Here is a 26,430-nt window from a genome sequence, read left to right as displayed (position 1 = left end):
GGGAGCAAGTGATGCGCAAAGTTACCGCTGCCGTCATGGCCTCAACGCTGGCGTTCAGTGCGTTTAGCCAGGCTGCTGTAGCTATCATCGGCGATAACGGTTCCTCGCAAGAGGGCGCAACGCACAGCAGCCAAAGCCATATGTTTGACGGCATAAGTTTAACCGAACATCAGCGTCAACAGATGCGAGATCTGATGCAGAGGGCACGACACGACCAGCCCCCTGTTAATGTTAGCGAAATGGAGACAATGCATCGCCTTGTCACCGCAGAAAATTTTGACGAAAGCGCTGTCCGCGCTCAGGCCGAAAAAATGGCACAGGAACAGGTTGCCCGCCAGGTAGAGATGGCGAAGGTCCGCAACCAGATGTTCCACCTGCTAACGCCCGAGCAGCAAGCGGTTTTGAATACCAAACATCAGCAGCGGATGGACCAGCTGCGTGAGGTTGCACGGATGCAGCGAAGCTCAGAAACAACGTTTTTCAGTAGCAATAGCAGTACCCGTAGTAACCAGTAAACCCTGTTTTCCTTGCCATAGACACCATCCCTGTCTTCCCCCACATGATGTGGGGGTTTTTTTTGCCCCGCATTCTGATTTGTTAACCGATTATTCATCCTTTGCCTCCCCATGCTTCCGTTATACTAGCGGCATGACATGACAGGAGCGTTTATGAATCAATCCTATGGAAGGCTGGTAAGCCGGGCCGCCATTGCGGCGACCGTCATGGCCTCTGGCCTGCTGCTGATCAAAATCTTTGCCTGGTGGTATACCGGCTCGGTCAGTATTCTGGCGGCGCTGGTGGATTCACTGGTAGATATCGCCGCCTCGCTGACCAACCTTCTGGTGGTGCGCTACTCGCTGCAGCCGGCGGATGAAGAGCACACGTTTGGGCACGGCAAAGCGGAGTCGCTGGCCGCGCTGGCGCAAAGTATGTTCATTTCTGGCTCCGCGCTGTTCCTGTTTTTGACCGGTATTCAGCATCTGGTTTCGCCTTCACCGATGAACAATCCCGGGGTCGGCGTGGTCGTCACGGTAATTGCACTTATGAGCACACTTGTTCTGGTAACGTTCCAGCGCTGGGTCGTTCGCAAAACGCAAAGTCAGGCCGTACGGGCGGATATGCTTCATTATCAATCTGATGTTATGATGAATGGGGCTATTCTTATTGCGCTCGGTCTGGCCTGGTATGGCTGGCATCGGGCCGATGCGTTGTTTGCGTTAGGGATTGGTATCTATATTTTATATAGCGCCCTGCGGATGGGGTATGACGCGGTGCAATCACTGCTCGATCGCGCTCTTCCGGACTCAGAACGTAGTGAAATTTTTTCCATCGTGACCTCCTGGCCCGGCGTCAGCGGTGCACACGATCTTCGAACGCGGCAGTCAGGGCCGACCCGCTTTATTCAGATTCATATTGAAATGGAAGACAACCTGCCGCTGGTTCAGGCTCACGTGATTGCTGAACAGGTCGAGCAGGCGATTTTGCAGCGTTTTCCTGGTTCAGACGTCATCATTCACCAGGATCCCTGCTCGGTTGTACCCGGACATGTTGGGCTTTCGTAATTCGTTGTAAAAAAGTGAGCCAGGCCAGCATTTTGTGTATAAATTACCGCCATTTGGTCTGACCTGAATCAATTCAGCCAGAAGGGATTGATATACTATTTGCAGTATTCGTTGGTCGATAAGTTTCTTCCGGCAACAGATTTCAATTTTGCATTCCTAAGTTCAGAGGTAGTCATGATTAAGAAAATCGGTGTGTTGACAAGCGGCGGTGATGCGCCGGGCATGAACGCGGCAATTCGTGGGGTTGTCCGTGCAGCGCTGACGGAAGGTCTGGAAGTTTTTGGTATCTATGATGGTTACCTGGGTCTGTATGAAGACCGTATGGTTCAGCTCGACCGTTACAGCGTGTCTGACATGATCAACCGTGGAGGTACCTTCCTTGGGTCTGCGCGCTTCCCGGAATTCCGTGACGAACACATCCGTGAAGTGGCTATCGAGAACATGAAAAAGCGTGGCCTGGACGCGCTGGTTGTTATCGGCGGTGACGGCTCGTACATGGGTGCAAAACGTCTGACCGAAATGGGCTTCCCGTGCATCGGCCTGCCGGGTACCATCGACAACGACATCAAAGGCACTGACTACACCATCGGTTACTTCACCGCGCTGGGCACCGTTGTGGAAGCCATTGACCGCCTGCGTGACACCTCATCTTCTCACCAGCGTATCTCTATCGTTGAAGTGATGGGCCGCTACTGCGGTGACCTGACCCTGGCGGCGGCTATCGCCGGTGGCTGTGAGTTTGTGGTGGTTCCTGAAGTGGAATTCAGCCGTGAAGATCTGGTTGCTGAAATCAAAGCCGGTATCGCGAAAGGTAAGAAACACGCGATTGTGGCTATCACCGAGCACATCTGTGACGTTGACGAGCTGGCGAAGTACATCGAAACCGAAACCAAACGCGAAACCCGCGCGACCGTTCTGGGTCACATCCAGCGCGGCGGTTCCCCTGGCCCGTACGATCGCATTCTGGCCTCCCGTATGGGCGCGTACGCTATCGAGCTGCTGCTGCAGGGCCACGGCGGCCGTTGCGTCGGTATTCAGAACGAACAGCTGGTTCACCATGACATCATCGACGCGATTGAAAACATGAAGCGTCCGTTCAAAGGTGACTGGCTGGACTGCGCGAAAAAACTGTACTGATCCTTTGAGCCCTCTTCTTTCTGAAGAGGGCTTTTATTCCTCCACGTTATAGCCAATCTTTTTTTATTCTTTAATCCTCGATTCGCTTTCTGGCACGCTGCATTCATCAAAACACTACACAAGAGAGCTGGGCGATGAATAAATGGGGCGTGGGGTTAACGTTATTGCTGGCATCGACCAGCGTGCTGGCAAAGGACATTCAACTCCTCAACGTGTCGTACGACCCGACGCGTGAGCTGTACGATCAATACAACAAAGCCTTCGCGGCGCACTGGAAGCAGGAAACCGGCGATAACGTGGTGGTTCGCCAGTCGCACGGTGGCTCCGGTAAGCAGGCAACGTCTGTGATTAACGGTATTGAAGCCGACGTGGTTACCCTGGCGCTGGCCTATGATGTCGACGCCATCGCCGAGCGTGGTCGTATCGACAAAAACTGGATCAAACGTCTGCCGGATAACTCCGCGCCATACACCTCGACCATCGTCTTCCTGGTGCGTAAAGGCAACCCGAAACAAATTAAGGACTGGAACGACCTGATCAAACCGGGCGTTTCTGTGATTACCCCGAACCCGAAAAGCTCCGGCGGCGCACGCTGGAACTACCTGGCGGCCTGGGGATACGCGCTGCACCACAACAACGGTGACCAGGCAAAAGCGCAGGAATTCGTCAAATCCCTGTATAAAAACGTTGAAGTGCTGGACTCCGGCGCACGCGGTGCCACTAACACCTTCGTCGAGCGCGGTATTGGCGACGTGCTGATTGCCTGGGAAAACGAAGCCCTGCTGGCGACCCACGAACTGGGTAAAGACAAGTTTGAGATCGTGACCCCGAGCGAATCCATCCTCGCTGAGCCGACCGTTTCCGTGGTCGATAAGGTCGTTGATAAGAAAGGGACCAAAGCGGTGGCGGAAGCCTACCTGAAGTATCTCTACTCGCCGGAAGGCCAGGAAATCGCGGCGAAGAACTTCTATCGCCCACGCGATGCGGCCGTTGCGAAGAAATACGATAGCGAATTCCCGAAACTGAAGCTCTTCACCATTGATGATGTGTTCGGCGGCTGGACGAAAGCGCAGAAAGAGCACTTCTCTAATGGCGGCACCTTCGACCAGATTAGCCAGCGCTAACCGTCAACAAACGACACGGCGACCCGGTGTGAGAAATCCACCGGGTTTTTTATTTGGTCATCATTTTGCGTTACTCTTTTGCCTCTATTGAAAACAGGGAACGCGTTGTGAAAAAAATTATCTTATTGATCCTGATTGTCATCGCCCTTGCCGCAGGCGGCGTGTACTGGATAAAAGCGGGTAATCCGAATGCGTTGCGTCATATCGTTCTCGACCAGTGCCTGCCTAATCAACTGCAACACCGTAACCCGGCGCCCTGCGCGCAGGTGAAGCCTGACGCGGGCTATGTGGTGTTCAAAGACCGCAACGGGCCGCTGCAGTATCTGCTGATGCCAACGTACCGCATCAACGGCACCGAAAGCCCGCTCCTGACCGAGCCTCACACGCCAAACTTCTTCTGGCTGGCGTGGCAGTCGCGCAGCTTTATGACCCTGAAGCGTGGATCCGAGGTGCCGGATAGCGCCATTTCGCTGACGATTAACTCACCGACAGGCCGTACGCAGAACCATTTCCATATCCATATCTCCTGCCTGCGCCCGGACGTGCGCGAGAAGCTCAACGCGGCGCAGGGAGACATCAGCACCCAGTGGCTACCGTTCCCGGGCGGACTGGAAGGACATGAGTATCTCGCACGACGGGTGACGGAGAATGAACTGGTCCAGCGCAGTCCGTTTATGATGCTGGCGGAAGAGCTGCCGGAAGCGCGCGACCATATGGGGCGCTTCGCGCTGGCAATGGCGCAGCAGTCGGATGGTTCGTTTGTTTTGCTGGCGACCGAGCGTAACCTGCTCACGCTCAACCGCGCGTCGGCAGAGGAATTGCAGGATCATCAATGCACTATCCTGAAATGACCCCACCATAAATCGCGTTTACTCAGGCTGCCTGTCACCGTAGACTTGCTGAAAAATTCTACAGGAGACAGGTATGTCGCTCTGGTTAACGCATCCTCTGCTGCTGCCCTCGCTGATCGTCGGCGTCACCATCGTGCTGTGGGCGACGTCGCTATTGCCGGAATTTATCACCGCGCTGCTGTTCTTTACGGCGGCGATGGCCGCCAGAATCGCCCCTCCGGAAGCGATCTTCGGTGGTTTTGCCTCGTCGGCTTTCTGGCTGGTCTTCAGCGGCTTTGTGCTCGGCGTGGCGATCCGTAAAACCGGGCTGGCGGACAGGGCCGCCCGGTCGCTGTCGGCAAAGCTCACCGACTCCTGGATGCTGATGGTGGCGAGCGTGGTATTGCTCAGCTACGCGCTGGCGTTTGTGATGCCGTCGAACATGGGGCGTATTGCGCTGCTGATGCCCATTGTCGCGGCGATGGCGAAACGCGCCGGTATCGCCGACGGCTCCCGCGCCTGGTTCGGGCTTGCGCTGGCCGTCGGGTTCGGCACCTTCCAGCTTTCGGCCACTATCCTGCCTGCAAACGTCCCTAACCTGGTGATGAGCGGCGCGGCGGAAGGCTCGTACGGAATTCACCTGAACTATGTCCCGTATCTGCTGCTGCACACGCCGGTGCTGGGCATTCTCAAAGGCCTGATTCTGATTGGCCTCATCTGCTGGCTGTTCCCCGGCAGCCCTAAACCACCGAAGGATAGGGCGCCGTCTGAACCCATGGGGCGGGATGAGAAGCGTCTTGCCTGGCTGCTGGCGCTGGTGCTGGGGATGTGGGTAACGGAGAGCTGGCATGGCGTAGGGCCCGCGTGGACGGGGCTCGCGGCGTCGGTCATCGTTATGCTGCCGCGCGTGGGTTTCATTACCGGGGACGAATTTTCTGCCGGGGTGAACATGCGCACCTGTATCTACGTCGCGGGCATTCTTGGGCTGGCGATCGTCGTGACGCAAACGGGTATCGGAGCGGCCGTAGGCGAGGCGCTGCTGCGCATTATGCCGCTGGATGCGGACAGGCCGTTCACCAGCTTCCTGGCGCTAACCGGAATTACTACGGCACTCAACTTCATTATGACCGCCAACGGCGTTCCGGCGCTGTACACCACGCTGGCGCAGAGCTTCTCGGACGCGACCGGTTTCCCGCTGCTGTCGGTGATCATGATTCAGGTGCTGGGCTATTCCACGCCGCTGCTGCCGTATCAGGCGTCGCCGATTGTGGTGGCGATGGGGTTAGGAAAGGTGCCTGCAAGGGCGGGGATGATGCTCTGTCTGGCGCTGGCGATAGCGACGTATCTGGTGCTGCTGCCGCTGGATTATTTATGGTTTAGCGTATTAGGTAAAGTGTAGTTCAGTGCGAGGGGTTTCCCCTCACCCCAACCCTCTCCCAAAGGAGAGGGAGGAGAAGAGCGGTGGGTAAGCGCAAGCGCCACCCGCCGCAAAGGCCATTACGCCTGTTTAGCCGCTTCTGCCGCTTTAACGATCACCGCGAAAGCGTCTGCTTTCAGGGATGCACCGCCAACCAGCGCGCCATCGATGTCTGGCTGGGTGAACAGCTCAGCAGCGTTGGAGGCGTTTACGGAGCCGCCGTACTGGATGATCACTTGCTCAGCCACTTTCGCGTCGGCTTTAGCAATGTGGTCACGGATGAATTTGTGCACCGCCTGAGCCTGCGCAGGGGTAGCTGATTTGCCGGTACCGATCGCCCAGACTGGCTCGTAAGCGATAACCGCGCCTTCGAACGCTGCCGCGCCCTGCGTTTTCAGCACGGCGTCGATCTGACGTGCGCATACTTCTTCGGTTTTGCCCGCTTCGTTTTCTGCTTCGGTTTCACCGATGCACAGAACCGGGATCAGACCCTGCTCTTTTAGCACGGCGAATTTCTTCGCGATAAACTCGTCAGATTCTTTGTGGTAGGTGCGACGCTCGGAGTGGCCGATGATGATGTATTTCGCGCCGATATCTTTCAGCATTTCAGCGGAAGTTTCACCGGTGAACGCGCCAGACAGGTTAACGTCAACGTTCTGCGCGCCCAGCACGATGTGGCTTCCGTCAGCGGCACGTTTAGCCAGATCCAGGTACATATCTGGCGGAGCGATAGCAACCGCGCAGCCGGTCACGCCAGCCAGCTCTTTACGCAGGTTTGCAACCAGTTCGTTTACCATGTGGCGGCTGCCGTTCAGTTTCCAGTTACCCATCACTAAAGGATGTCGCATTTCAATTCTCCACGCTAAATAAGCGAATTAAGGAATATGGCCGCCCTGTCGGGCAGCATGGTCTGTGAATCAGTATAGAGATTTTCCCTCGAAAGGCTTTGCTTTTTGTCATTAATTCGCCCCGCCAAGGGTGTCAGATAGCGCCAGCTTAATCGGTTCAACGGCGAAGGTCAGTCCTTTTTCGCCGTTATCCGCTACCACATAACGAATCGCGCCTTCGGTGGTGGCGTAGTACCGCTTGTTTTTACCGGCGGCCAGCAGCTTTTGCAGCTTTTGCTGGCTCTGCTTTTTCGTCAGCGCAGGCGTAAACGCCTGCAGCACCGCGCTCATGTAATCAAGCGCCTTCGATTTAGCCGCTTTCTGCTCTGGCCCCTGAATCGGCAGCCAGGTGATTTGCATGCTTTTGATTTTTAACGTACCGCGCTCCAGCGCCGTAGAAGCATACAAATTCTCGTTAATCTTGCTCGCCGCACGGGTCAGGGTTGGGGTATCTCGTGAGCTATCAATGGCGCGAAATTCATCCAGCGGCAGCGCTGGGTTGGCCTGATTGAAAGCTTCGCGAAACTGGCTAATGGACTGATCGAAAGACGGTGCGCCCGCCAGTAAATACGGCGCAGCGGTGGGGGCCGCGGTGTTGGCGGCGTGCAGCGGAAAACCCGCGCCGAGCATCGCTAAACACAGGAAAAGAGAATGTGCCGAATTTTTCATCAACATTGCACCTGGCCGTAAGTGCTCATGATTAAAACGATATCTGGTCGGCTTGTCAAAAGGTCACAACTCCAGGGTAAAATGCGGGCTAAACGATAATAAGGAACCTTACATGACCATACAGCAGTGGCTGTTTTCATTCAAAGGGCGTATTGGACGCCGTGATTTCTGGGTCTGGATGGTGACGTGGGTTGTCGCCATGCTGCTTCTGTTTTTTGTTGCTTACAACGCCTGGCTGAGCACGCAAACGGCGGCCTTCACGCTGGTCTGCCTGCTATGGCCAACGGCGGCCGTCGTGGTGAAACGCCTGCACGATCGCGGCCGCTCAGGCGCATGGGCATTTTTGATTATTCTGGCATGGATGCTGGTGGCAGGTAACTGGGAGATGCTACCGTCCATCCTGCCGTGGGTCGTGGGCAGGCTGCTGCCGTCGGTTATCTTCGTGATGATGATTGTCGATCTGGGCGCGTTTATCGGCACCCAGAGCGAAAACAAATACGGTAAAGATACCGTCGAGGTGAAATACCGCTGATCACCAGTAGTGTTCGGCGGTCATATGGCCCGGTCGGCGGCGAAGATGTTTCGTCATCTGCCGGGTATCCTTCAGAAGCTGCTGCGTGTCCCGCACCATCTGCGGGTTACCGCACAGCATGACGTGGCTGGTTTCGGCCGTCATCGGTAAACCCACTGCGTCTTCCAGGGCTCCACTCTCGATTAGCGCCGGGACGCGGCCGGTAAGCGTTCCTGCTACGGTTTCACGGCTGACCACGGTCTGAATCTTTAACTTTCCACCGTACTGCTGTTCCAGCGCCTGCATTTGCGGGAGATAGCTTAAATCTGCGGCGTAGCGCGCGGCGTGCACCAGCACGATGTTTTTGAAGCGCTCCAGATCTTTGCCGTACTGCAAAATGGAAAGATAGGGACCGATGGCCGTGCCGGTTGCCAGCATCCAGAGCGTGTCACAGTCAGGGATCTCTTCGAGCACAAAGAAGCCCGCCGCTTCGCTCACAATCTGCACATCGTCGCCTGGCTTAAGGGCGGCAAGACGCGGGCTCAGCTTGCCGTCCGGGACGGTGACCAGATAGAACTCGAGGTCCGGGTTATCCGGCGCGTTAACGTAAGAGTAGGCGCGCTGCACGCGCTCGCCGTCGACATCCAGCCCCAGCTTCGCAAATTGCCCGGCCTTAAACGGGTGCACGGGAGCACGCAGGGTGAGACTAAATAGCGCATCGGTCCAGAATTCTATCTTAGTGACTTTACCTGTTACCCAGTCCGCCATGATCTTCTCCTGTGCTGTTTCTCTGTTCTATCTTCCGTACTTGTGGGAAACATTTCCAGCCCCTTCGGGCCGGAAAGCTCTATCGATCAAACGGTTTTACAGAATGTGCATCTGCACATCCGGGTCTTTGCGGTCGAGATAGTGGATAGACTGAATGCGGCGAATGGTGCGCGATTTGCCGCGGATCAGCAGCGTTTCAGTGGTCGCCATGTTGCCCTTGCGGGTGATGCCGTCCAGCAGGTCGCCTTTGGTGATGCCGGTTGCGGAGAAGACGACGTTATCGCTGCGCGCCATGTCGTTCAGCGCCAGCACTTTATTGGCTTCGATGCCCATCGCTGCGCAGCGCGCAAGCTCGTCCTCTCCGATACGACGGTTCTCGTCGCTGTCGCCTTTTACCTCATGACGCGGCAGCAGGCGCGCCTGCATATCGCCGTCCAGCGCGCGGATCACCGCCGCAGAGACCACGCCTTCCGGCGCGCCGCCGATGCCATAAAGCACGTCCACTTCGCTGTCCGGCATGCAGGTCAGAATAGACGCGGCAACGTCGCCATCCGGAATGGCAAACACGCGCACGCCGAGTGCCTGCAGATAAGAGATGGTGGCGTCGTGGCGCGGTTTCGCCAGAATAGTGACGGTGAGTTCGTTGAGCGGTTTACCCAGCGCCGCTGCGATGTTGCGCAGGTTGGCGTCCAGCGGCAGGCTGAGGTCGATTGCGCCTTTCGCACCAGGACCAACAATCAGCTTTTCCATGTACATGTCCGGCGCGTTGAGGAAGCAGCCTTTATCACCCACGGCCAGTACCGCCAGGGCGTTGGCCTGGCCCATCGCCGTCATGCGCGTGCCTTCGATTGGGTCCACCGCGATATCCACGGTATCACCTTTACCCGTTCCGACTTTTTCACCGATGTAGAGCATTGGCGCTTCGTCGATCTCGCCTTCACCGATGACGATAGTGCCGTCGATGTTGACCTGGTTAAGCACAATGCGCATGGCGTGGACGGCCGCGCCGTCTGCGGTATTTTTGTCGCCACGACCCAGCCATTTGTAGCCTGCGAGGGCGGCTGCTTCGGTGACGCGGGAAAACTCGATAGCAAGTTCACGTTTCATGAGGGACTCGTACAGTCAAAAGGAATTGCACGAAGTTTATCACAGAGTGGGGAGGGGGGAGGGACCGGTGCGGTTGGAGCCCCTCACCCCGGCCCTCTCCCCTTTGGGGAGAGGGTTAGGGTGAGGGGGATTGGCTTACTCGTCGTGCTCTTCCCACGCCAGGGCGCGTTTCACCGCTTTCTTCCAGCCGCTGTAGCGGTAGTTGCGCTCGGTGGTTTCGATGCCAGGGCGGAATTCGCGTTCGATGACCGCTTTCTCCTGCAGCTCGTCCAGGTTCTGCCAGAAGCCTACCGCCAGACCGGCAAGGTACGCTGCGCCAAGCGCCGTTACTTCACGCACTTCTGGGCGCTCAACGCGGGTGCCCAGAATGTCGGACTGGAACTGCATCAGGAAGTTGTTAGCCACCGCGCCGCCGTCCACGCGCAGGGCGTGCAGACGAATGCCGGAGTCTGCCTGCATCGCTTCCAGCACGTCGCGCGTCTGGTAGGCGATGGATTCCAGGGTGGCGCGGATGATGTGGTTAGAGTTCACACCACGCGTCAGGCCGAAAATCGCGCCGCGGGCATACGGATCCCAATACGGCGCGCCCAGACCGGTGAACGCAGGCACCACGTACACGCCGTTGGTGTCTTTCACTTTGGTCGCGAAGTACTCGGAGTCGAACGCGTCGCTGATCAGCTTCATCTCGTCGCGCAGCCACTGAATGGATGCGCCAGCCATAAACACCGCACCTTCCAGGGCATAGTTCACCTCGCCGCGCGGGCCGCAGGCGATGGTGGTCAGCAGGCCGTTTTCTGATTTCACCGCTTTCTCGCCGGTGTTCATCAGCATAAAGCAGCCGGTGCCGTAGGTATTCTTCGCCATCCCTTCCTTCACGCACAGCTGGCCGAACAGCGCCGCCTGCTGGTCACCGGCGATCCCGGCGATAGGAATACGGGTGCCGCCTTTACCGCCGATGTTGGTCTGGCCGTAGACTTCAGACGACTTACGCACTTCAGGCAGCATCGCGCGTGGGATATCCAGCGCGTCCAGCATCTTGTCATCCCACTCAAGGGTGTTGATGTTGAACAGCATCGTACGCGAGGCGTTGGTGTAGTCGGTAACGTGGACACGTCCCTGAGTCATCTTCCAGATTAGCCAGGTATCGACGGTCCCGAACAGCAGCTCGCCGCGTTTTGCACGCTCGCGTGAACCTTCCACGTGGTCGAGGATCCACTTCACTTTGGTGCCTGAGAAGTACGGGTCAACCACCAGGCCGGTGGCGCTGCGCACGTACTCTTCCATTCCGTCACGCTTAAGCTGTTCGCAGATTTCTGACGTACGGCGGCACTGCCAGACGATGGCGTTGTAAATAGGCTTACCGGTTTCGCGTTCCCACACCACGGTGGTTTCACGCTGGTTGGTAATACCAATCGCGGCAATCTCGTCGGAACTGATATCGGCTTTCGCCAGCACTTCCACCAGCGTGGAGCTTTGTGACGCCCAGATCTCCATCGGGTCGTGTTCTACCCAGCCTGGACGGGGATAAATTTGCTCAAATTCACGTTGAGACACGCTGACAATGTTCGCGTCATGATCCATTACGACAGCGCGGGAGCTGGTAGTGCCCTGGTCGAGCGCAACGATATATTTTTTTTCGGTCATGGTATGTGTCCCGTAGTCAGATTACAGCGAAGCTTTTTGTTGTGCGGTAGAAGTCGTTTCCTTCTCCTCGTCCACACAGGTGTCGCACGGTAAGTGGCGACCAATTAATTTGCGGTAGCTAAATGCGCCCAGCGCAGCCCCGACAACCGGCGCAAACAGCGGCACCAGGAAGTAAGGAATGTCTTTGCCGCCGGTGAAGGCCACGTCGCCCCAGCCTGCGATAAAGGCGAACGCTTTGGGTCCGATATCACGCGCCGGGTTCATCGCGAAGCCGGTCAGCGGGCCCATGGATGCGCCAATCACCGCAATCAGCAGACCAATCAGCAGGGGAGCCAGCGGGCCGCGCGGAATGCCGTTTCCGTCGTCGGTCAGCGCCAGGATAACGCCCATCAGAATAGCGGTAATCACCATTTCAACTGCGAACGCCTGCACAAAATTGATATGCGGGTTAGGGTAGGTTGAGAAGATGCCTGCCAGATCCAGACTTTCGACGCTGCCGCGCACCATATGATGCGTCTGTTCGAAGTCGATGAAAAGATTGTAATAAAGCCCGTAAACTAACGCCGCTGCGCAAAACGCGCCGGCAAATTGAGAAATAATGAAAGGAACAACTTTGCGTCCGTCGAAGCACGCGAACAGCCACAGTGCGATAGTCACCGCCGGGTTAAGATGTGCACCAGAGACCCCTGCAGTCAGGTAGATGGCCATCGCCACGCCCAGACCCCAGATGATACTGATTTCCCACTGACCAAAACTGGCACCTGCCACTTTCAGTGCAGCGACACAGCCCACTCCGAAGAATATCAACAACCCGGTACCAAGGAACTCGGCAATGCACTGGCCTTTTAAGGTTGATGTCTGACTCATAATCGGAATCCTGAAGAAATTGATGTTTATTGTTAGCGTGGCCGCCCGTGACAGCCACGATGCCCTGTAGACATAGTGTTAATTTATCGTTAACGAGCAAAAACGAGAAATATCGAAATTAAAATGTGTGGTCTATGTCAATAAAATGAGCGTTTTCGCGCCATAAAGCGCGTTTTTGCATCAGTCGCGCACGGCGAGTTGAATCATTTTTTTAACGAATGGGTTAACAACTTAGTGGTATATGCCGCGAACGCACCAGGACGAGGCCGAAAAGTGTTGCAAACCGCGATCTGCGTGGCATGCCGCTGGACAGGGGCGACTGCGCTCCATACAATCGGAACATATGTTGTGCGCGTTTACGTTAAAGCGTCGCCTTGCAATTCAGGAGAGGTAGGATCATGTCTTTAGAAGTGTTTGAGAAACTGGAATCGAAAGTACAGCAGGCGATTGACACCATCACGCTGCTGCAGATGGAAATTGAAGAGCTGAAAGAGAAGAACAACAGCCTGGCGCAGGAAGTTCAGAACGCTCAGCACGGCCGCGAAGAACTGGAGCGCGAAAACAACCAACTGCGCGAACAGCAGAACGGCTGGCAGGATCGCCTGCAGGCGCTGCTGGGACGTATGGAAGAGGTCTAATTCCTGTTGGGATTGCACTGAGCAGGCCGGGTAAGGCGACAACGCCACCCGGCTTTTTTATGGTTTGATGTCAGTCTGCAACAACCATAAAAAAGGCCGCCAAAGGCGGCCTTAACGCTACTTGTCCTGCGCTGTCATAGTAAGAGTAATTAACACATTGGATTCATCACTCTTTACTACGAGTACGCTGGCGACAATGAACGCAATACATAAATAGCGTTTCATTATGCGGTCCCTGCAGCTAACCGCTCCACCGTTCACCATCGGTGATAAGTCGGTGGACACAAGCCTGGTTAAAGGCTGCTTTACGGTTGTGAGTACACCTTTCCCTGGACCGATGCCCATTTGCGAGATGGCGGAAAGGGACGCAGCATCATAATGAGCAATACCTGCGTAGTTAAGGTTTCCATAGATAATTAGGAATTTATAAAGGGCTAACAGGGGTCACCTGAGGTATGAACCAGGGTAAGATAAAAATCCTGGTTAAAGGTTGCAAAATTTCCCAACGGACCGCGAATCCCGAGGGACAAAAAAACCGCCACATTGCTGTTGGCGGTTTTTTTATGGTTCACGCTGACTCTTTTACTACTCAATATCCAGCGGATCTTCGGAAAGGATAATGCCGGTATTATCGGCGTAGAGATGGTCACCGGAGAAGAAGGTCACGCCGCCGAAATTAACGCGCACGTCGCTTTCGCCGATGCCGTCACCCGCAGCGCCTACCGGAATGGCCGCGATGGCCTGAATTCCGATATCCAGGTCTTCGAGATCGTCCACCTGACGCACGGAGCCGTACACCACGATGCCTTCCCACTCGTTCTGGACGGCAATTCCGGCCAGTTCAGCATCAATCAGTGCGCGACGCACGGACCCGCCGCCGTCGACCACCAGAACGCGGCCACGGCCGTTCTGTTCGAGCAGATCGTACAGCAACCCGTTGTCCTCGAAACATTTCACCGTGACGATTTGCCCGCCAAACGATGACCGCCCACCAAAGTTGGAGAACAGCGGTTCAACGACGTTGACATCTTCCTGGTAGATGTCACAAAGCTCGGAGGTATCATATTTCATAGGTTTAACGCTCAGTTGCTGCGAATGTGTTCAGTATATCGTGCGAAATGCGTTGTTGGCAAAATCATCAATTGTTAATTGATATTTGTCAGCTAACTGAGCGTCTGGCTTAACACAATCCCAATGACGAACAACAGGTTAGTCAGCAGCGCGCCTTTTACCGTTCGCTCCAGCATCGGCGGCATGGCTACCGGGCTGAGTTCACGCATCACAAAGCGGGCCTGCTTAACCAGCAGAGGCGCGGCAAGCACAAACAGCCAGCCCCACAGACTGTGCAGGGAAATCAGGTTAAACAGCGCCAGGCAAACCAGCGCGCCAATGAGCAGGCAGGCATGATAGCGGCGCGCATTCACCGGCCCCAGACGCACCGCCAGCGTGTTCTTGCCGTTCTCACGGTCGCTGTCGATATCGCGCAGGTTATTGATATTCAGCACCGCCGTCGCCAGCAGGCCGCAGGCGGTCGCAGGGAGGAACAGGGCAGGGATCACCGTATGCGCCTGTAAATACCAGCTTCCCATCACGCTCAGCCAGCCGAAGAACACCAGCACGGAGATATCCCCGAGGCCAATATAGCCGTAAGGGCGCGTGCCGACGGTGTAGGTGATGGCCGCGACAATGGCGAGTAGGCCCAGCACCAGGAAGCCAATGAAATCGCTGGTGGTTTTCGAGGCAACCGTCACCAGCGCCAGGCCGGATAAGCAAATTAGCACTACGGTGATAATCAGCGCGCGCTTCATCTGTGCCTGGGTAATGACCCCTTTCTGCATCCCGCGCAGCGGCCCGATACGGTCAGGCTTATCGCTGCCTTTGACCGCATCACCGTAGTCGTTCGCGAGGTTGGAGAGGATTTGCAGCAGGCCGGCGGTAATCAATGCCAGCGCGGCGACCAGCGGATCAAAATAACCCTGCCACCAGGCAAGGGCGGTGCCGACGATAATCGCGGCAAAGGCCAGAGGAAGCGTTTTAGGGCGCAGACTTTCGAGCCACGCCTGAGTACGGCTGATATCAGTCATAGTAATTTAGCCAATAAAAATGGGGGCCTTAGCCCCCATTAACAGTGATGAGAATGCAATAACCGCGATTATAGGATAAAACGGCTCAGATCTTCATCTGCCACTAACGCATCCAGATGTTTGCTCACATAATCTGCGTCAATGGTAATGGTTTGACCGTTGAGGTCGCTCGCATCATACGAGATGTCTTCCACCAGGCGTTCCAGCACGGTATGCAGACGACGCGCACCGATGTTCTCGGTGGTTTCGTTGACCTGCCATGCGGCCTGGGCGATACGTTTGATACCGTCTTCGGTAAACTCGAGGTTCACGCCTTCGGTCGCCATCAGCGCTTTGTACTGCACGGTGGCAGAGGCGTTTGGCTCGGTCAGGATACGTTCGAAATCTTCGGTGGTCAGCGCCTGCAGCTCAACGCGGATTGGCAGACGGCCCTGCAGTTCCGGGATCAGATCCGACGGACTGGCCACCTGGAACGCACCGGAAGCGATAAACAGAATGTGGTCCGTTTTCACCATGCCGTGCTTGGTTGAGACGGTGCAGCCTTCAACCAGCGGCAGCAGGTCGCGCTGTACGCCTTCGCGGGACACGTCCGGGCCGGAGCTGTTGCCGCCGCGCTTACAAATTTTGTCGATTTCGTCGATAAACACGATACCGTGCTGCTCAACCGCGTCGATAGCGTCCTGCTTCAGCTCTTCCGGATTCACCAGCTTCGCCGCTTCTTCTTCAATCAGCAGCTTCATCGCGTCTTTGATTTTCAGCTTACGCGCTTTCTGCTTCTGGCCGCCCAGGTTCTGGAACATGGACTGCAGCTGGCTGGTCATCTCTTCCATGCCCGGAGGCGCCATGATTTCAACGCCCATCGGCGCGGCCGCGAGGTCGATCTCAATCTCTTTGTCGTCCAGCTGGCCTTCACGCAGTTTTTTGCGAAACGCCTGGCGCGCGGCTGAAGGCTCAGCCTGCTGTTCTGCCTGACCCCAGTTGTTTTTCGCCGGCGGGATCAGCACGTCGAGAATACGCTCTTCCGCCATCTCTTCCGCGCGGTAGCGGTTTTTCTCAATCGCCTGGACGCGCACCATCTTGATCGCTGAATCGGTCAGATCGCGGATGATAGAGTCCACTTCTTTACCCACATAGCCCACTTCGGTGAACTTGGTGGCTTCAACTTTGATGAACGGCGCGTTCGCCAGCTTCGCCAGACGGCGGGCGATTTCGGTTTTACCGACGCCGGTCGGGCCGATCATCAGAATGTTTTTCGGCGTGACTTCGTGACGCAGCTCTTCGTCGAGCTGCATGCGGCGCCAGCGGTTACGCAGCGCGATAGCCACGGAGCGCTTGGCGTTATCCTGGCCGATAATGTGTTTGTTCAGTTCGCTGACAATTTCGCGTGGGGTCATTTCAGACATGGGAGATCCTTACGCTTTGGAGGTCAATTCTTCGATGGTGTGGTTGTGGTTGGTATAGATGCAGATATCACCTGCAATATCCAACGCCTTCACCGCGATATCACGCGCGTTCATGTCGGTATTCTCCAACAGCGCGCGGGCTGCAGCCTGGGCATAAGGGCCGCCAGAGCCTATGGCAATCAGGTCGTTTTCCGGCTGAATCACGTCACCGTTACCGGTGATGATCAGCGAGGCGGTTTCATCCGCGACCGCCAGCAGCGCTTCGAGCTTGCGCAGCATACGGTCGGTACGCCAGTCTTTTGCCAGCTCAACGGCAGCTTTCACCAGATGACCCTGGTGCATTTCCAGCTTGCGTTCAAACAGTTCAAACAGCGTGAAGGCATCCGCCGTGCCGCCTGCAAAACCGGCGATCACTTTGTCGTTGTAGAGACGACGCACTTTCTTCACGTTGCCTTTCATGACGGTATTACCCAGCGTGGCCTGGCCATCACCGGCAATTACCACCTGGCCGTTACGGCGTACACTTACTATTGTTGTCACGAGCAGACCCCCTGGTTACAAATTCGGGAAACAGAAGCCCTGAGCCTGTGCTCAGGGCTGAATTAAATGATAGATGGGGGGGATTTTGGGGGTTTCAACCCCCGGAGGCGAGTCGAATGCAGTTTGTGTGACCGGCCACTTTCAGGCGCGAAATGGTGCCATCGGCATTTTCTTTGCCTTTGACCGGGCCAATCACCACGCGATTCCAGCCGTTGTTGGTGGTAATGCGTGAGTCAAATCCTTCAAAGGCCAGCTGAGCACGCACGGTTTCCGCCTGCTCGGCACCTTTAAACGAACCGCACTGCACCATCCAGCGGCGCTCGTCTTTTTTCTCTGCCGTCTGCTTCGGCGCTTCGGTCTCTTTGGTCACCGGCGCGGCCTGCTGCGTTTTCGGCTGCTGCGCGGTAGTATGCGCTGGCGTCTGGAGCAGATCCTGATACGGCTGCGCCGTTTGCTTTTGCGGCTGCGCTTTTGGCTGTTGAACAGGCTGCGACTGCGCCGTACGCGTTTGCTGCTGCGGCTGCTGGTATGGCTGGGCCTTCGGCTGCTGTACCGGCTGAGTTTGCGTCCACTGCTGCTGCTGCTGCTGTTGCTGCTGTTGAATTTGTGCCTGGCGCTGACGCTGCAGCTGCAACGTTTGCTGACGCTGCGCTGGCGTTTGTTCATTCCACGGCACTTCGTTCAGCTGCGTCGGCTGCTGGCGCATATCGGCCTGCATCTGTGCCAGCAGCTGCCGCTGCTCGTCCGTCAGCTGGTCGGCATTTTTCACTTCGCCACCGGCTGAGGGCTCAGTAGGTGCGCGCACGCCGGGCTGACGGCTTTCCAGCTCTTTAATATAGCGCCAGCGCTCTTCAGGTTTCGGCGGCAGACCATTTCCCACCACTTTGTTGCCCTGAAGCGCCTCGGACTCTTCTTTTTTATGGTGCGTGATGAAGTACAGGCCGCCAATAAAGGCCACCAGCACTGCCGCAGCAATAGCGACCATTGCTGGCGAGACCGCAGGCAGATTACGCTGCTTGCTTTTTGAACTACTCTTTTTGCGTCGCGAAGGTGCCGGCTGGCCGCGACGTACATAATCTCGTTGTGCCACTATCGTTTCGCTGTATTTATTCGTTCGTCAGCCCGCCATGTTACTTAAGCGGCGGGGCTTTGACCAGATAAGGGTGTCCGAAAGGCGTTTACTTTAAGTCAATGCCTGGGTAGAGCCGCGAACAATCAGCTCGCAGTCCAGTAACCGCGAACCGCTGCTAACCGTTTGACCCTGCAGCTGATCCAGCAGAAGCAGCATCGCTTCACGGCCAATCTGATAGCGCGGTTGTGAAACGGTGGAGAGCGGCGGATCGCAAAACTCTGAAAGCGAAATGTTATCGAAGCCGATAATCGACAGGTCTTTCGGCACGCGTAACCCACGGCGCTTGGCGTATGATAGCGCCCCCAGCGCCATCACGTCGCTGTGGCAGAACACCGCCGTTGGCGGTTCCGGCAGCGCCAGCAGTCTCTCCAGCGCCTGTCCGCCCGCTTCGAAAGTAAAATCACCGCGCGCAATGTAGTGCGGATCGACAATCGCCCCGGTACGGCGCAGCGCCTGAACATAGCCCTGCAGGCGATAGTGGCAGAGCGGCATCTCTTCCGGCCCGGCAATGCAGCCAATGCGCTTATGCCCCAGCTCCTGAAGATAGTTCACCGCGTTGAACGCGGCCGTCAGGTTATCGATATGCACCGTCGGCAGTTCCAGCTCAGGCGCAAATTCGTTGGCCATCACCATCGGCGGTAAATTACGCTGTTCTTCGATGCTGGCATCAAACGGCAGGCGCGATCCAAGCAGCAGCATGCCGTCAATCTGCTTGGTGATAATGAGGTCGATAAAGGTTTTTTCCTGCTGGTTCTGGTGGGCGCAGTCGCCAATCAGCACCAGATAGCCCTGCTCCGCCGCCGTCACTTCGATACCGCGAATGATCTCGCTAAAGAAGGGATCGCAGATGTCCGGCACTATCACCAGGATGGTCCGCGATTCATTGCGCTTGACGTTCCGCCCCATCGCCTGCGGGAAGTAACCCACTTCCAGCGCCGCCTGTTCAACCTTGTTACGGGTCGCCTGGGAGACTTTATCCGGGTTCATTAATGCGCGGGACACGGTTGCCGTTGAGACTTGTGCTTTCTCGGCAACGTCTTTCATGGTCGCCGTGGCAACCTCTTTCCTGGACTTCAACGTCTTCTCCTCGCCTGAACACCGAACTGCGGACGTCACCATTTTTACAGATAGTTAATGGAATCGGTTACAGAATTTTCATAAAAAGTGTGAGGCGCGTTAAATTTTTCGATCCGTCTTCAGCCTTCGATGGGATCGACATCCAGTACCCACTTCACTTTACGCGCTTCCGGCAGGGTGTTGATGAGCGCCAGCGTGCCGCTGACGATGTGCTGCAGGCGAATACGCGAGGGGTGCTGAAGCAAAATTTGCCAGCGGAAACGTCCACCGCGTTTTGGTGCCAGCGCCGGGACCGGGCCCAGGATCCACAGCTGGTTATCCACCAGCGGGCTGGCCTGCAGGAGATTCCTCAGCTGTTGCAGGAAAAGCGGCGCCTGCTGGTTGTTATGATCTTCCGCGCGGATGATGACGTGGCTGGTCCACGGCGGCAGCTGCATGGTCTGGCGTTCGGCCAGCGCCTGCTCGGCAAAGGCGTCATAGCCTTTGTGCAGCAGCGTTTGCAGCAGCGGGTGCTCAGGATGGTGCGTTTGCAGTACCACCTCGCCCTGCTTGCCAGCGCGTCCCGCACGCCCTGCCACCTGCGTATAAAGCTGGGCGAAGCGCTCGGCGGAGCGGAAATCTGCCGAGAACAGCGCGCCGTCGACGTCCAGCAGGGCGACCAGCGTCACGTCCGGGAAGTGGTGCCCTTTGGCCAGCATCTGGGTGCCAATCAGGATGCGCGCGCCGCCGCGGTGCACTTCCGCAAGCTGCTGCTCCAGCGCCCCCTTGCGGCTGGTGGTGTCCCGGTCGATTCGGGAAATAGGCACGTCCGGGAAGAAGGGGCCAAGCGCCTGTTCCAGCTGTTCCGTGCCCAGACCCACCGGCACGATATGCGTTGATCCGCACGACGGGCACTGGCGCGGCACCGGGCGCTGGCTGTCGCAGTGGTGGCAGCGCAAATGTCGCTGGGCCTGGTGGAAGGTGTAGTAGTGGTCGCAGCGCGGGCATTCGGCAATCCAGCCGCAGTCGTGGCACAGCAGGGCGGGGGCGAATCCGCGACGGTTCAGGAACAGGATCACCTGGTTCCCCGCCTGCAAATGCTGGCGCATGCGGGTAATTAAGGCAGGCGCGAGCCCGGCCTGCACCTGCTGGCCTTTGAGATCCAGCACGTGCTGAATGGCCGGGCGGGCATTTCCCGCCCGGCGCGTCAGGCGCAGCATGTGGTACTTACGCTGGCGTACGTTATGCAGCGTTTCGAGCGCAGGCGTGGCGGATCCGAGAATAATGGGAATTTGCTCGCTGTGCGCGCGGTAAACCGCCAGGTCGCGGGCATGGTAGCGCCAGCCTTCCTGCTGTTTATAGGAGCTGTCGTGCTCTTCGTCGATGACGATAACACCGAGGTTTTTAAACGGCGTAAACAGCGACGAGCGGGTGCCAATCACAATCGCCGCTTCGCCGTTTTTCGCTTTCAGCCAGGCGCTGAGGCGCTCGCTGTCGTTCAACCCCGAGTGCAGTACCTCAACCGGCGCGTTAAAGCGCTCGCGGAAGCGGGCGATGGTCTGCGGCGTCAGGCCGATTTCCGGCACCATCACCAGCGCCTGTTTGCCCTGAGCGAGCACGTTTTCCAGCACGCTCAGATACACTTCAGTCTTGCCGGAGCCCGTCACGCCCGCCAGCAGCCAGGCGGAAAAATGGTCCGAGGCGCTGTGAATGGCGCCTACCGCGGTAGCCTGCTCGGTATTCAGGCGCAGGCGATCGCCCGAGACGGAGAAGCCGTCGCGCCAGTCGTGAAGGGCGGGCGCTTCGCTGGCCAGCTCGCTCAGCCCTTTCTTTCTTAATGCCTGTAGCGCCGTTTCGCTGACCTCAAGCTCGTCGACCTGATGCCGCCAGATTTTTCCCTGACGCAGCGCCGCCAGCGCCTGCTGCTGTTTCTGCGAGCGCTTCAGGCTGTTGATGTCCACGGCCTGACCCTGTTCGGTGGCAAACCAGTACCACATCGGGGCGTGGCTGGCGCTCTTGCCCTGGCGCAGCAGGATCGGCAGAGCGTGGAAAAGGACGTCGCCAATCGGGTGATGATAATAATCCGCCGCCCACAGCAGCAGTCGCCAGGTGCTGGTGGAGTAAACCGGCTCGCTGTCCAGCACCTCAACCACCGACTTCAGTTCATTGAGGGGCAATTCGCTTTTATCGCTGACGGAGACGACGATCCCCACGCGCTGCTGTTTGCCAAACGGCACGGTCACGCGACAGCCCGCTTTGGCGCTCATGCTGTCGGGCAGCAGGTAGTCAAAGGTGCGGGGAAGCGGAACGGGCAGGGCAACGTGAGCGACGGGCATCGAATCTTCCTGACTTGAAAAGTGGCGCGTTAGTATACACATTAGTAAAAGCGGCGTGCGGATCAGTTTGCATACGTTGGTTAAATTCTGTATGATTCGCCGCCTTTGGTGTACTTTACGCCAAAGAACTTACATTCAACATCGCGTGGTGTCTGGCGTTAGGGCTGGAAGAGCGACGCGGCCTTAACTGAGGTTCTCCCATGAAAAAAGATATTCACCCGAAATACGAAATGATTACTGCAAACTGCTCTTGCGGTAACTCTATCCAGATCCGCTCTACCGTGGGTCACGATCTGAACCTGGACGTGTGCGGCAAATGCCACCCGTTCTACACTGGTAAGCAGCGTGATGTTGCAACCGGTGGCCGTGTTGACCGCTTCAACAAGCGTTTCAGCATCCCGGGCGCTAAATAAGTTTCCCGAAAAAAAGGCACCGCGAGGTGCCTTTTTTGTATCCGCTTCTCAGTATTCCCACGTCTCCGGGTCGATACCCAGTTCACGCATGATCACCTTCGCCTCTTCCGGGATTTCGTCGCTACGCTCTTTGCGCAGATCGTCATCGTTCGGCAACGGTTGGCCGGTAAACGCATGCAGGAACGCTTCGCACAGCAGTTCGCTGTTGGTCGCGTGGCGCAGGTTATTCACCTGACGACGCGTACGTTCATCGGTGAGGATCTTCAACACCTTCAGAGGAATGGAAACCGTAATTTTCTTTACTTGCTCACTCTTCTTACCGTGCTCAGCGTATGGGCTGATATATTCGCCGCTCCATTCAGCCATGAGATACCTTTAATCCTCTCAGTCATTAATCTAAAGGTGCAAACCGGTCACTGCCCGTTTTGAACCGTAATCTTGCGTAGTTTACCGTAGAGACGATACCGTGGCACGGATATTGCCGCTGCAGCGTGCACTAAAGCATATAATTTTAACGGCTATTTGCGCATTGCTCAATCTATACGCAAAGAAGTTTAGATGTCCAGATGTATTGACGTCCATACTTTCAATGTTTACTCTGATGCCTGACTTTTCACCTCATTCGCCAGGAAGCCCTCACCATGACGCGTAAACAGGCCACGATCGCAGTGCGTAGCGGATTAAATGATGACGAGCAGTACGGCTGCGTTGTCCCGCCCATTCATCTTTCCAGTACCTACAATTTCACCGGATTTAATGAACCGCGCGCGCATGACTACTCGCGTCGTGGCAACCCTACGCGTGATGTAACCCAGCGTGCGCTGGCCGAGCTGGAAGGGGGCGCAGGGGCAGTATTAACCAATACGGGGATGTCCGCCATTCACCTGGTGACGACAGTGTTTCTGAAACCGGGCGATCTGCTGGTTGCGCCGCATGACTGCTACGGCGGGAGCTATCGTCTGTTTGACAGCCTGGCAAAGCGCGGCTGCTACCGCGTGCTGTTTGTCGATCAAAACGACGAGCAGGCGCTGAAACAGGCGCTGGCAGAGAAGCCGAAGCTGGTTCTGGTGGAAAGTCCAAGCAACCCATTGTTGCGCGTTGTCGACATTGCGAAAATTTGTCAGCTCGCAAGGGATGCGGGAGCGATAAGTGTAGTGGATAATACCTTCCTCAGTCCGGCCCTTCAGAACCCGTTAGCACTGGGTGCGGATCTGGTATTGCATTCATGTACTAAATATCTGAACGGCCATTCTGACGTGGTGGCGGGCGTGGTGATTGCAAAAGATCCCGACGTTGTCACGGAACTGGCATGGTGGGCCAATAACATTGGCGTCACCGCGGGCGCGTTCGACAGCTACCTGCTGTTGCGCGGCATCCGCACGCTTTCGCCGCGCATGGACGTGGCGCAGCGTAATGCCCAGGCGATTGTCGATTTCCTGAAAAACCAGCCGCTGGTGAAGAAGCTTTATCACCCGTCGCTGCCGGAAAACCAGGGACACGAGATTGCCGCGCGCCAGCAGAAGGGATTTGGCGCGATGTTAAGTTTTGAACTGGACGGTGACGAGCAAACGCTGCGTCGCTTCCTGAGCGGGCTGTCATTGTTTACGCTGGCGGAATCCTTAGGTGGGGTTGAAAGCTTGATCTCCCACGCCGCGACCATGACGCACGCAGGTATGGCACCGGAAGCGCGTGCCGCCGCCGGGATTTCCGAGACGCTGCTGCGTATCTCGACCGGTATTGAAGATTCTGAAGATTTAATTGCCGATCTGGAAAATGGCTTCCGGGTCGCAGCCAAGGGGTAATCATGAGTGTGATAGCGCAGGCAGGGGCGAAGGGTCGTCAGCTGCACAAGTTTGGTGGTAGTAGTCTTGCTGATGTGAAATGTTATCTGCGCGTCGCAGGGATCATGACCGAATATTCACAGCCGGGTGACATGATGGTTGTCTCGGCGGCGGGCAGCACCACCAACCAGTTGATTAGCTGGCTGAAACTGAGCCAGACCGATCGCCTTTCTGCGCATCAGGTGCAACAGTCCTTACGTCGTTACCAGAGCGAGCTGATTGCCGGCCTGCTGCCTGCGGACGTGGCGGACGGGCTGATCGGCGCCTTCACGCATGACCTTGAGCGTCTGGCTGCCCTGCTGGACAGCGGGATTACCGACGCGGTGTATGCCGAAGTGGTGGGCCACGGTGAAGTGTGGTCCGCGCGCCTGATGGCCGCCGTGCTGCAACACCTGGGCGTGGACGCGGCCTGGCTCGACGCGCGTGATTTTCTGCGCGCTGAACGCGCCGCTCAGCCGCAGGTGGACGAAGGGTTGTCCTATCCGCTGCTGCAACAGCTGCTGGTGCAGCATCCGGGTAAACGTATTGTCGTCACCGGCTTTATCAGCCGCAGCAACGCCGGTGAAACCGTGCTGCTGGGCCGTAACGGCTCGGACTACTCGGCAACGCAAATTGGTGCCCTGGCGGGCGTGTCCCGCGTTACCATCTGGAGCGACGTGGCCGGTGTCTACAGCGCGGACCCGCGTAAAGTGAAAGATGCCTGCCTGCTGCCGCTGCTGCGTCTCGACGAAGCCAGCGAGCTGGCGCGTCTGGCGGCACCGGTGCTGCACGCGCGTACGCTGCAGCCGGTTTCCGGCAGCGATATCGACCTGCAGCTGCGCTGTAGCTACACGCCGGATCAGGGTTCCACGCGCATCGAGCGCGTGCTGGCATCCGGCACGGGCGCGCGCATTGTCACCAGCCACGATGACATCTGTCTGATTGAGTTCCAGGTCCCTGCGGGTCAGGACTTCAGGCTGGCGCATAAAGATATCGACACGATCCTAAAACGCGCCCAGGTGCGTCCGCTGGCCGTTGGCGTTCACAATGACCGCCAGCTGCTGCAGTTCTGCTATACCGCCGAAGTGGCGGACAGCGCGCTGAAAATTCTGGATGAAGCGGGCCTGCCGGGCGAGCTTCGCCTGCGTCAGGGGCTGGCGCTGGTGGCAATGGTCGGCGCGGGCGTCACCCGTAACCCGCTGCACTGCCACCGCTTCTGGCAGCAGCTGAAGGGCCAGCCGGTGGAGTTCACCTGGCAGTCGGAAGAGGGCATTAGCCTGGTCGCCGTCCTGCGTAAAGGCCCAACCGAAAGCCTGATTCAGGGCCTGCACACCTCGCTGTTCCGCGCGGAAAAACGCATCGGCCTGGTGCTGTTTGGTAAGGGTAACATCGGTTCCCGCTGGCTGGAGCTGTTTGCCCGCGAACAGGTCACGCTTTCGGCGCGTACCGGGTTTGAATTTATTCTTGCGGGCGTGGTGGACAGCCGCCGCAGCCTGCTGAACTACGAGGGACTGGACGCCAGCCGGGCGCTTGCCTTCTTTAACGATGAAGCGGTTGAGCAGGACGAAGAGTCGCTGTTCCTGTGGATGCGCGCACACCCGTATGACGATCTGGTGGTGCTGGACGTCACCGCCAGCGAACAGCTTGCCGATCAGTATCTGGATTTCGCCAGCCACGGTTTCCACGTCATCAGCGCCAACAAGCTGGCGGGGGCGAGCAGCACCGATAAATACCGTCAGATCCACGACGCGTTTGAAAAAACGGGTCGCCACTGGCTCTATAACGCCACCGTTGGCGCGGGGCTGCCGGTCAACCATACCGTGCGCGACCTGATTGAAAGCGGCGACAGCATTCTGGCGCTGAGCGGGATCTTTTCCGGCACGCTCTCCTGGCTGTTCCTGCAGTTTGACGGCACCGTACCGTTCACCGACCTGGTGGATCAGGCCTGGCAGCAGGGCTTAACCGAGCCCGATCCGCGCGTTGACCTCTCCGGTAAAGACGTGATGCGCAAGCTGGTGATCCTGGCGCGCGAAGCCGGTTATGACATCGAGCCGGATTCCGTACGCGTCGAGTCGCTGGTGCCTGCGGGCTGCGAGGAAGGGTCCGTTGACCATTTCTTCGAGAACGGCGACGAGCTGAATGACCAGATGGTGCAGCGTCTGGAAGCGGCGAACGAGATGGGGCTGGTGCTGCGCTACGTGGCGCGTTTCGAGGCGAACGGTAAGGCGCGCGTGGGTGTCGAGGCGGTGCGTCCTGACCATCCGCTGGCGGCGCTGCTGCCGTGCGATAACGTCTTCGCCATTGAAAGCCGCTGGTACCGCGATAACCCGCTGGTGATCCGCGGCCCGGGCGCGGGACGCGACGTCACCGCCGGGGCAATCCAGTCCGATATTAACCGTCTGGCTAAGCTGCTGTAATCTCTCCCCCTCACCCCAGCCCTCTCCCCAAAGGGGAGAGGGTGTAATCGTTCCCTCTCCCCTTTGGG

Annotated in this window: 25 protein-coding genes; 11 read left to right on the top strand and 14 right to left on the bottom strand. The window is 57.3% G+C overall.

Annotated elements, in window-relative coordinates; genetic code table 11:
* The first annotated feature begins 11 nt into the window (after window positions 1–11).
* The 6 genes from cpxP (at window position 12) to OSH03_RS20130 (ending at window position 6,052) form a co-directional block, all read left to right on the top strand.
* Window positions 12–515 carry a cell-envelope stress modulator CpxP gene (cpxP, locus tag OSH03_RS20155; protein WP_061096505.1) on the top strand — a complete coding sequence of 168 codons (504 nt, stop codon included), beginning with the start codon at window positions 12–14 and terminating at the stop codon, window positions 513–515.
* Window positions 516–668: 153 nt separating this feature from the next.
* Window positions 669–1,562, top strand: coding sequence for a CDF family cation-efflux transporter FieF (fieF, locus tag OSH03_RS20150; RefSeq protein WP_266179914.1), 894 nt, complete (start codon window positions 669–671; stop codon window positions 1,560–1,562).
* Window positions 1,563–1,736: 174 nt separating this feature from the next.
* Window positions 1,737–2,699, top strand: coding sequence for a 6-phosphofructokinase (gene pfkA / locus OSH03_RS20145; protein WP_028014852.1), 963 nt, complete (start codon window positions 1,737–1,739; stop codon window positions 2,697–2,699).
* Between the two features lie 134 nt (window positions 2,700–2,833).
* Window positions 2,834–3,823, top strand: a complete 990-nt coding sequence (locus tag OSH03_RS20140) for a sulfate ABC transporter substrate-binding protein (RefSeq protein WP_028014851.1) — start codon at window positions 2,834–2,836, stop codon at window positions 3,821–3,823.
* 107 nt (window positions 3,824–3,930) lie between these two features.
* Window positions 3,931–4,674 carry a CDP-diacylglycerol diphosphatase gene (locus OSH03_RS20135; protein WP_061099596.1) on the top strand — a complete coding sequence of 248 codons (744 nt, stop codon included), beginning with the start codon at window positions 3,931–3,933 and terminating at the stop codon, window positions 4,672–4,674.
* Between the two features lie 73 nt (window positions 4,675–4,747).
* Window positions 4,748–6,052, top strand: coding sequence for an SLC13 family permease (locus OSH03_RS20130; RefSeq protein ID WP_266179912.1), 1,305 nt, complete (start codon window positions 4,748–4,750; stop codon window positions 6,050–6,052).
* 98 nt (window positions 6,053–6,150) lie between these two features.
* On the opposite strand, the gene tpiA is transcribed toward OSH03_RS20130, so the two are convergent.
* Together tpiA and OSH03_RS20120 are read right to left on the bottom strand one after the other, a co-directional pair.
* On the bottom strand, window positions 6,151–6,918 hold the full coding sequence (gene tpiA, locus OSH03_RS20125; protein WP_006808674.1) for a triose-phosphate isomerase: 768 nt from the start codon (window positions 6,916–6,918) through the stop codon (window positions 6,151–6,153).
* A 111-nt stretch (window positions 6,919–7,029) separates the two neighbouring features.
* Window positions 7,030–7,626 carry a DUF1454 family protein gene (locus OSH03_RS20120; RefSeq protein WP_061096502.1) on the bottom strand — a complete coding sequence of 199 codons (597 nt, stop codon included), beginning with the start codon at window positions 7,624–7,626 and terminating at the stop codon, window positions 7,030–7,032.
* A 112-nt stretch (window positions 7,627–7,738) separates the two neighbouring features.
* Between OSH03_RS20120 and OSH03_RS20115 the strand changes: the two genes are divergently transcribed.
* Window positions 7,739–8,158 (top strand): DUF805 domain-containing protein, encoded by a 420-nt coding sequence (locus tag OSH03_RS20115; RefSeq protein ID WP_266179911.1) that lies wholly within the window; start codon window positions 7,739–7,741, stop codon window positions 8,156–8,158.
* Here OSH03_RS20115 and fpr read toward each other — a convergent pair whose 3' ends face one another.
* The 4 genes from fpr to OSH03_RS20095 form a co-directional block, all read right to left on the bottom strand.
* Window positions 8,159–8,905, bottom strand: a complete 747-nt coding sequence (gene fpr, locus OSH03_RS20110) for a ferredoxin--NADP(+) reductase (protein WP_266179910.1) — start codon at window positions 8,903–8,905, stop codon at window positions 8,159–8,161.
* 96 nt (window positions 8,906–9,001) lie between these two features.
* Window positions 9,002–10,012: a class II fructose-bisphosphatase gene (gene glpX, locus OSH03_RS20105; protein WP_266179909.1), complete on the bottom strand. Its 1,011-nt coding sequence runs from the start codon at window positions 10,010–10,012 to the stop codon at window positions 9,002–9,004.
* A gap of 135 nt (window positions 10,013–10,147) precedes the next feature.
* Complete coding sequence (gene glpK, locus OSH03_RS20100; RefSeq protein WP_061096497.1) at window positions 10,148–11,656, bottom strand: glycerol kinase GlpK; 1,509 nt, start codon at window positions 11,654–11,656, stop codon at window positions 10,148–10,150.
* Between the two features lie 21 nt (window positions 11,657–11,677).
* Window positions 11,678–12,523 (bottom strand): MIP/aquaporin family protein, encoded by an 846-nt coding sequence (locus OSH03_RS20095; protein ID WP_013099317.1) that lies wholly within the window; start codon window positions 12,521–12,523, stop codon window positions 11,678–11,680.
* A 398-nt stretch (window positions 12,524–12,921) separates the two neighbouring features.
* Here OSH03_RS20095 and zapB point away from each other — a divergent pair, with 398 nt between their 5' ends.
* The gene (zapB, locus tag OSH03_RS20090; protein ID WP_010436935.1) at window positions 12,922–13,161 is read left to right on the top strand and encodes a septal ring assembly protein ZapB; all 240 of its coding nucleotides are present in this window, start codon (window positions 12,922–12,924) and stop codon (window positions 13,159–13,161) included.
* Between the two features lie 585 nt (window positions 13,162–13,746).
* Here zapB and rraA read toward each other — a convergent pair.
* The 7 genes from rraA to priA form a co-directional block, all read right to left on the bottom strand.
* On the bottom strand, window positions 13,747–14,232 hold the full coding sequence (rraA, locus tag OSH03_RS20085; protein ID WP_014885702.1) for a ribonuclease E activity regulator RraA: 486 nt from the start codon (window positions 14,230–14,232) through the stop codon (window positions 13,747–13,749).
* A 92-nt stretch (window positions 14,233–14,324) separates the two neighbouring features.
* A complete protein-coding gene (gene menA, locus OSH03_RS20080; RefSeq protein ID WP_266179953.1) occupies window positions 14,325–15,251 on the bottom strand; it encodes a 1,4-dihydroxy-2-naphthoate polyprenyltransferase in 927 nt (308 codons plus the stop codon).
* A gap of 62 nt (window positions 15,252–15,313) precedes the next feature.
* The gene (gene hslU, locus OSH03_RS20075) at window positions 15,314–16,648 is read right to left on the bottom strand and encodes an HslU--HslV peptidase ATPase subunit (protein WP_028014840.1); all 1,335 of its coding nucleotides are present in this window, start codon (window positions 16,646–16,648) and stop codon (window positions 15,314–15,316) included.
* A 9-nt stretch (window positions 16,649–16,657) separates the two neighbouring features.
* On the bottom strand, window positions 16,658–17,188 hold the full coding sequence (gene hslV, locus OSH03_RS20070) for an ATP-dependent protease subunit HslV (protein ID WP_014072345.1): 531 nt from the start codon (window positions 17,186–17,188) through the stop codon (window positions 16,658–16,660).
* A gap of 94 nt (window positions 17,189–17,282) precedes the next feature.
* Window positions 17,283–18,278, bottom strand: coding sequence for a cell division protein FtsN (gene ftsN / locus OSH03_RS20065; protein WP_266179908.1), 996 nt, complete (start codon window positions 18,276–18,278; stop codon window positions 17,283–17,285).
* Window positions 18,279–18,371: 93 nt separating this feature from the next.
* The gene (cytR, locus tag OSH03_RS20060) at window positions 18,372–19,397 is read right to left on the bottom strand and encodes a DNA-binding transcriptional regulator CytR (protein WP_061096494.1); all 1,026 of its coding nucleotides are present in this window, start codon (window positions 19,395–19,397) and stop codon (window positions 18,372–18,374) included.
* A gap of 119 nt (window positions 19,398–19,516) precedes the next feature.
* Entirely contained in the window at window positions 19,517–21,712 is a 2,196-nt protein-coding gene (gene priA, locus OSH03_RS20055) for a primosomal protein N' (RefSeq protein ID WP_253543436.1), read from the bottom strand.
* 200 nt (window positions 21,713–21,912) lie between these two features.
* Between priA and rpmE the strand changes: the two genes are divergently transcribed.
* Window positions 21,913–22,125, top strand: coding sequence for a 50S ribosomal protein L31 (gene rpmE, locus OSH03_RS20050; RefSeq protein WP_003862040.1), 213 nt, complete (start codon window positions 21,913–21,915; stop codon window positions 22,123–22,125).
* A 48-nt stretch (window positions 22,126–22,173) separates the two neighbouring features.
* Here the strand turns inward: rpmE and metJ are convergent, their stop codons facing one another.
* A complete protein-coding gene (metJ, locus tag OSH03_RS20045; protein ID WP_003862042.1) occupies window positions 22,174–22,491 on the bottom strand; it encodes a met regulon transcriptional regulator MetJ in 318 nt (105 codons plus the stop codon).
* A 275-nt stretch (window positions 22,492–22,766) separates the two neighbouring features.
* Between metJ and metB the strand changes: the two genes are divergently transcribed.
* Together metB and OSH03_RS20035 are read left to right on the top strand one after the other, a co-directional pair.
* Entirely contained in the window at window positions 22,767–23,927 is a 1,161-nt protein-coding gene (gene metB, locus OSH03_RS20040; RefSeq protein WP_032654101.1) for a cystathionine gamma-synthase, read from the top strand.
* Between the two features lie 2 nt (window positions 23,928–23,929).
* On the top strand, window positions 23,930–26,362 hold the full coding sequence (locus OSH03_RS20035) for a bifunctional aspartate kinase/homoserine dehydrogenase II (protein WP_266179907.1): 2,433 nt from the start codon (window positions 23,930–23,932) through the stop codon (window positions 26,360–26,362).
* Window positions 26,363–26,430 lie beyond the last annotated feature (68 nt).

This window comes from Enterobacter nematophilus (genome assembly GCF_026344075.1).
In the GTDB taxonomy this organism is placed as follows: Bacteria; Pseudomonadota; Gammaproteobacteria; order Enterobacterales; family Enterobacteriaceae; genus Enterobacter; species Enterobacter nematophilus.
Note: the sequence above shows the minus strand (reverse complement) of the source record. Positions and strands in the feature narration are given on the sequence as shown.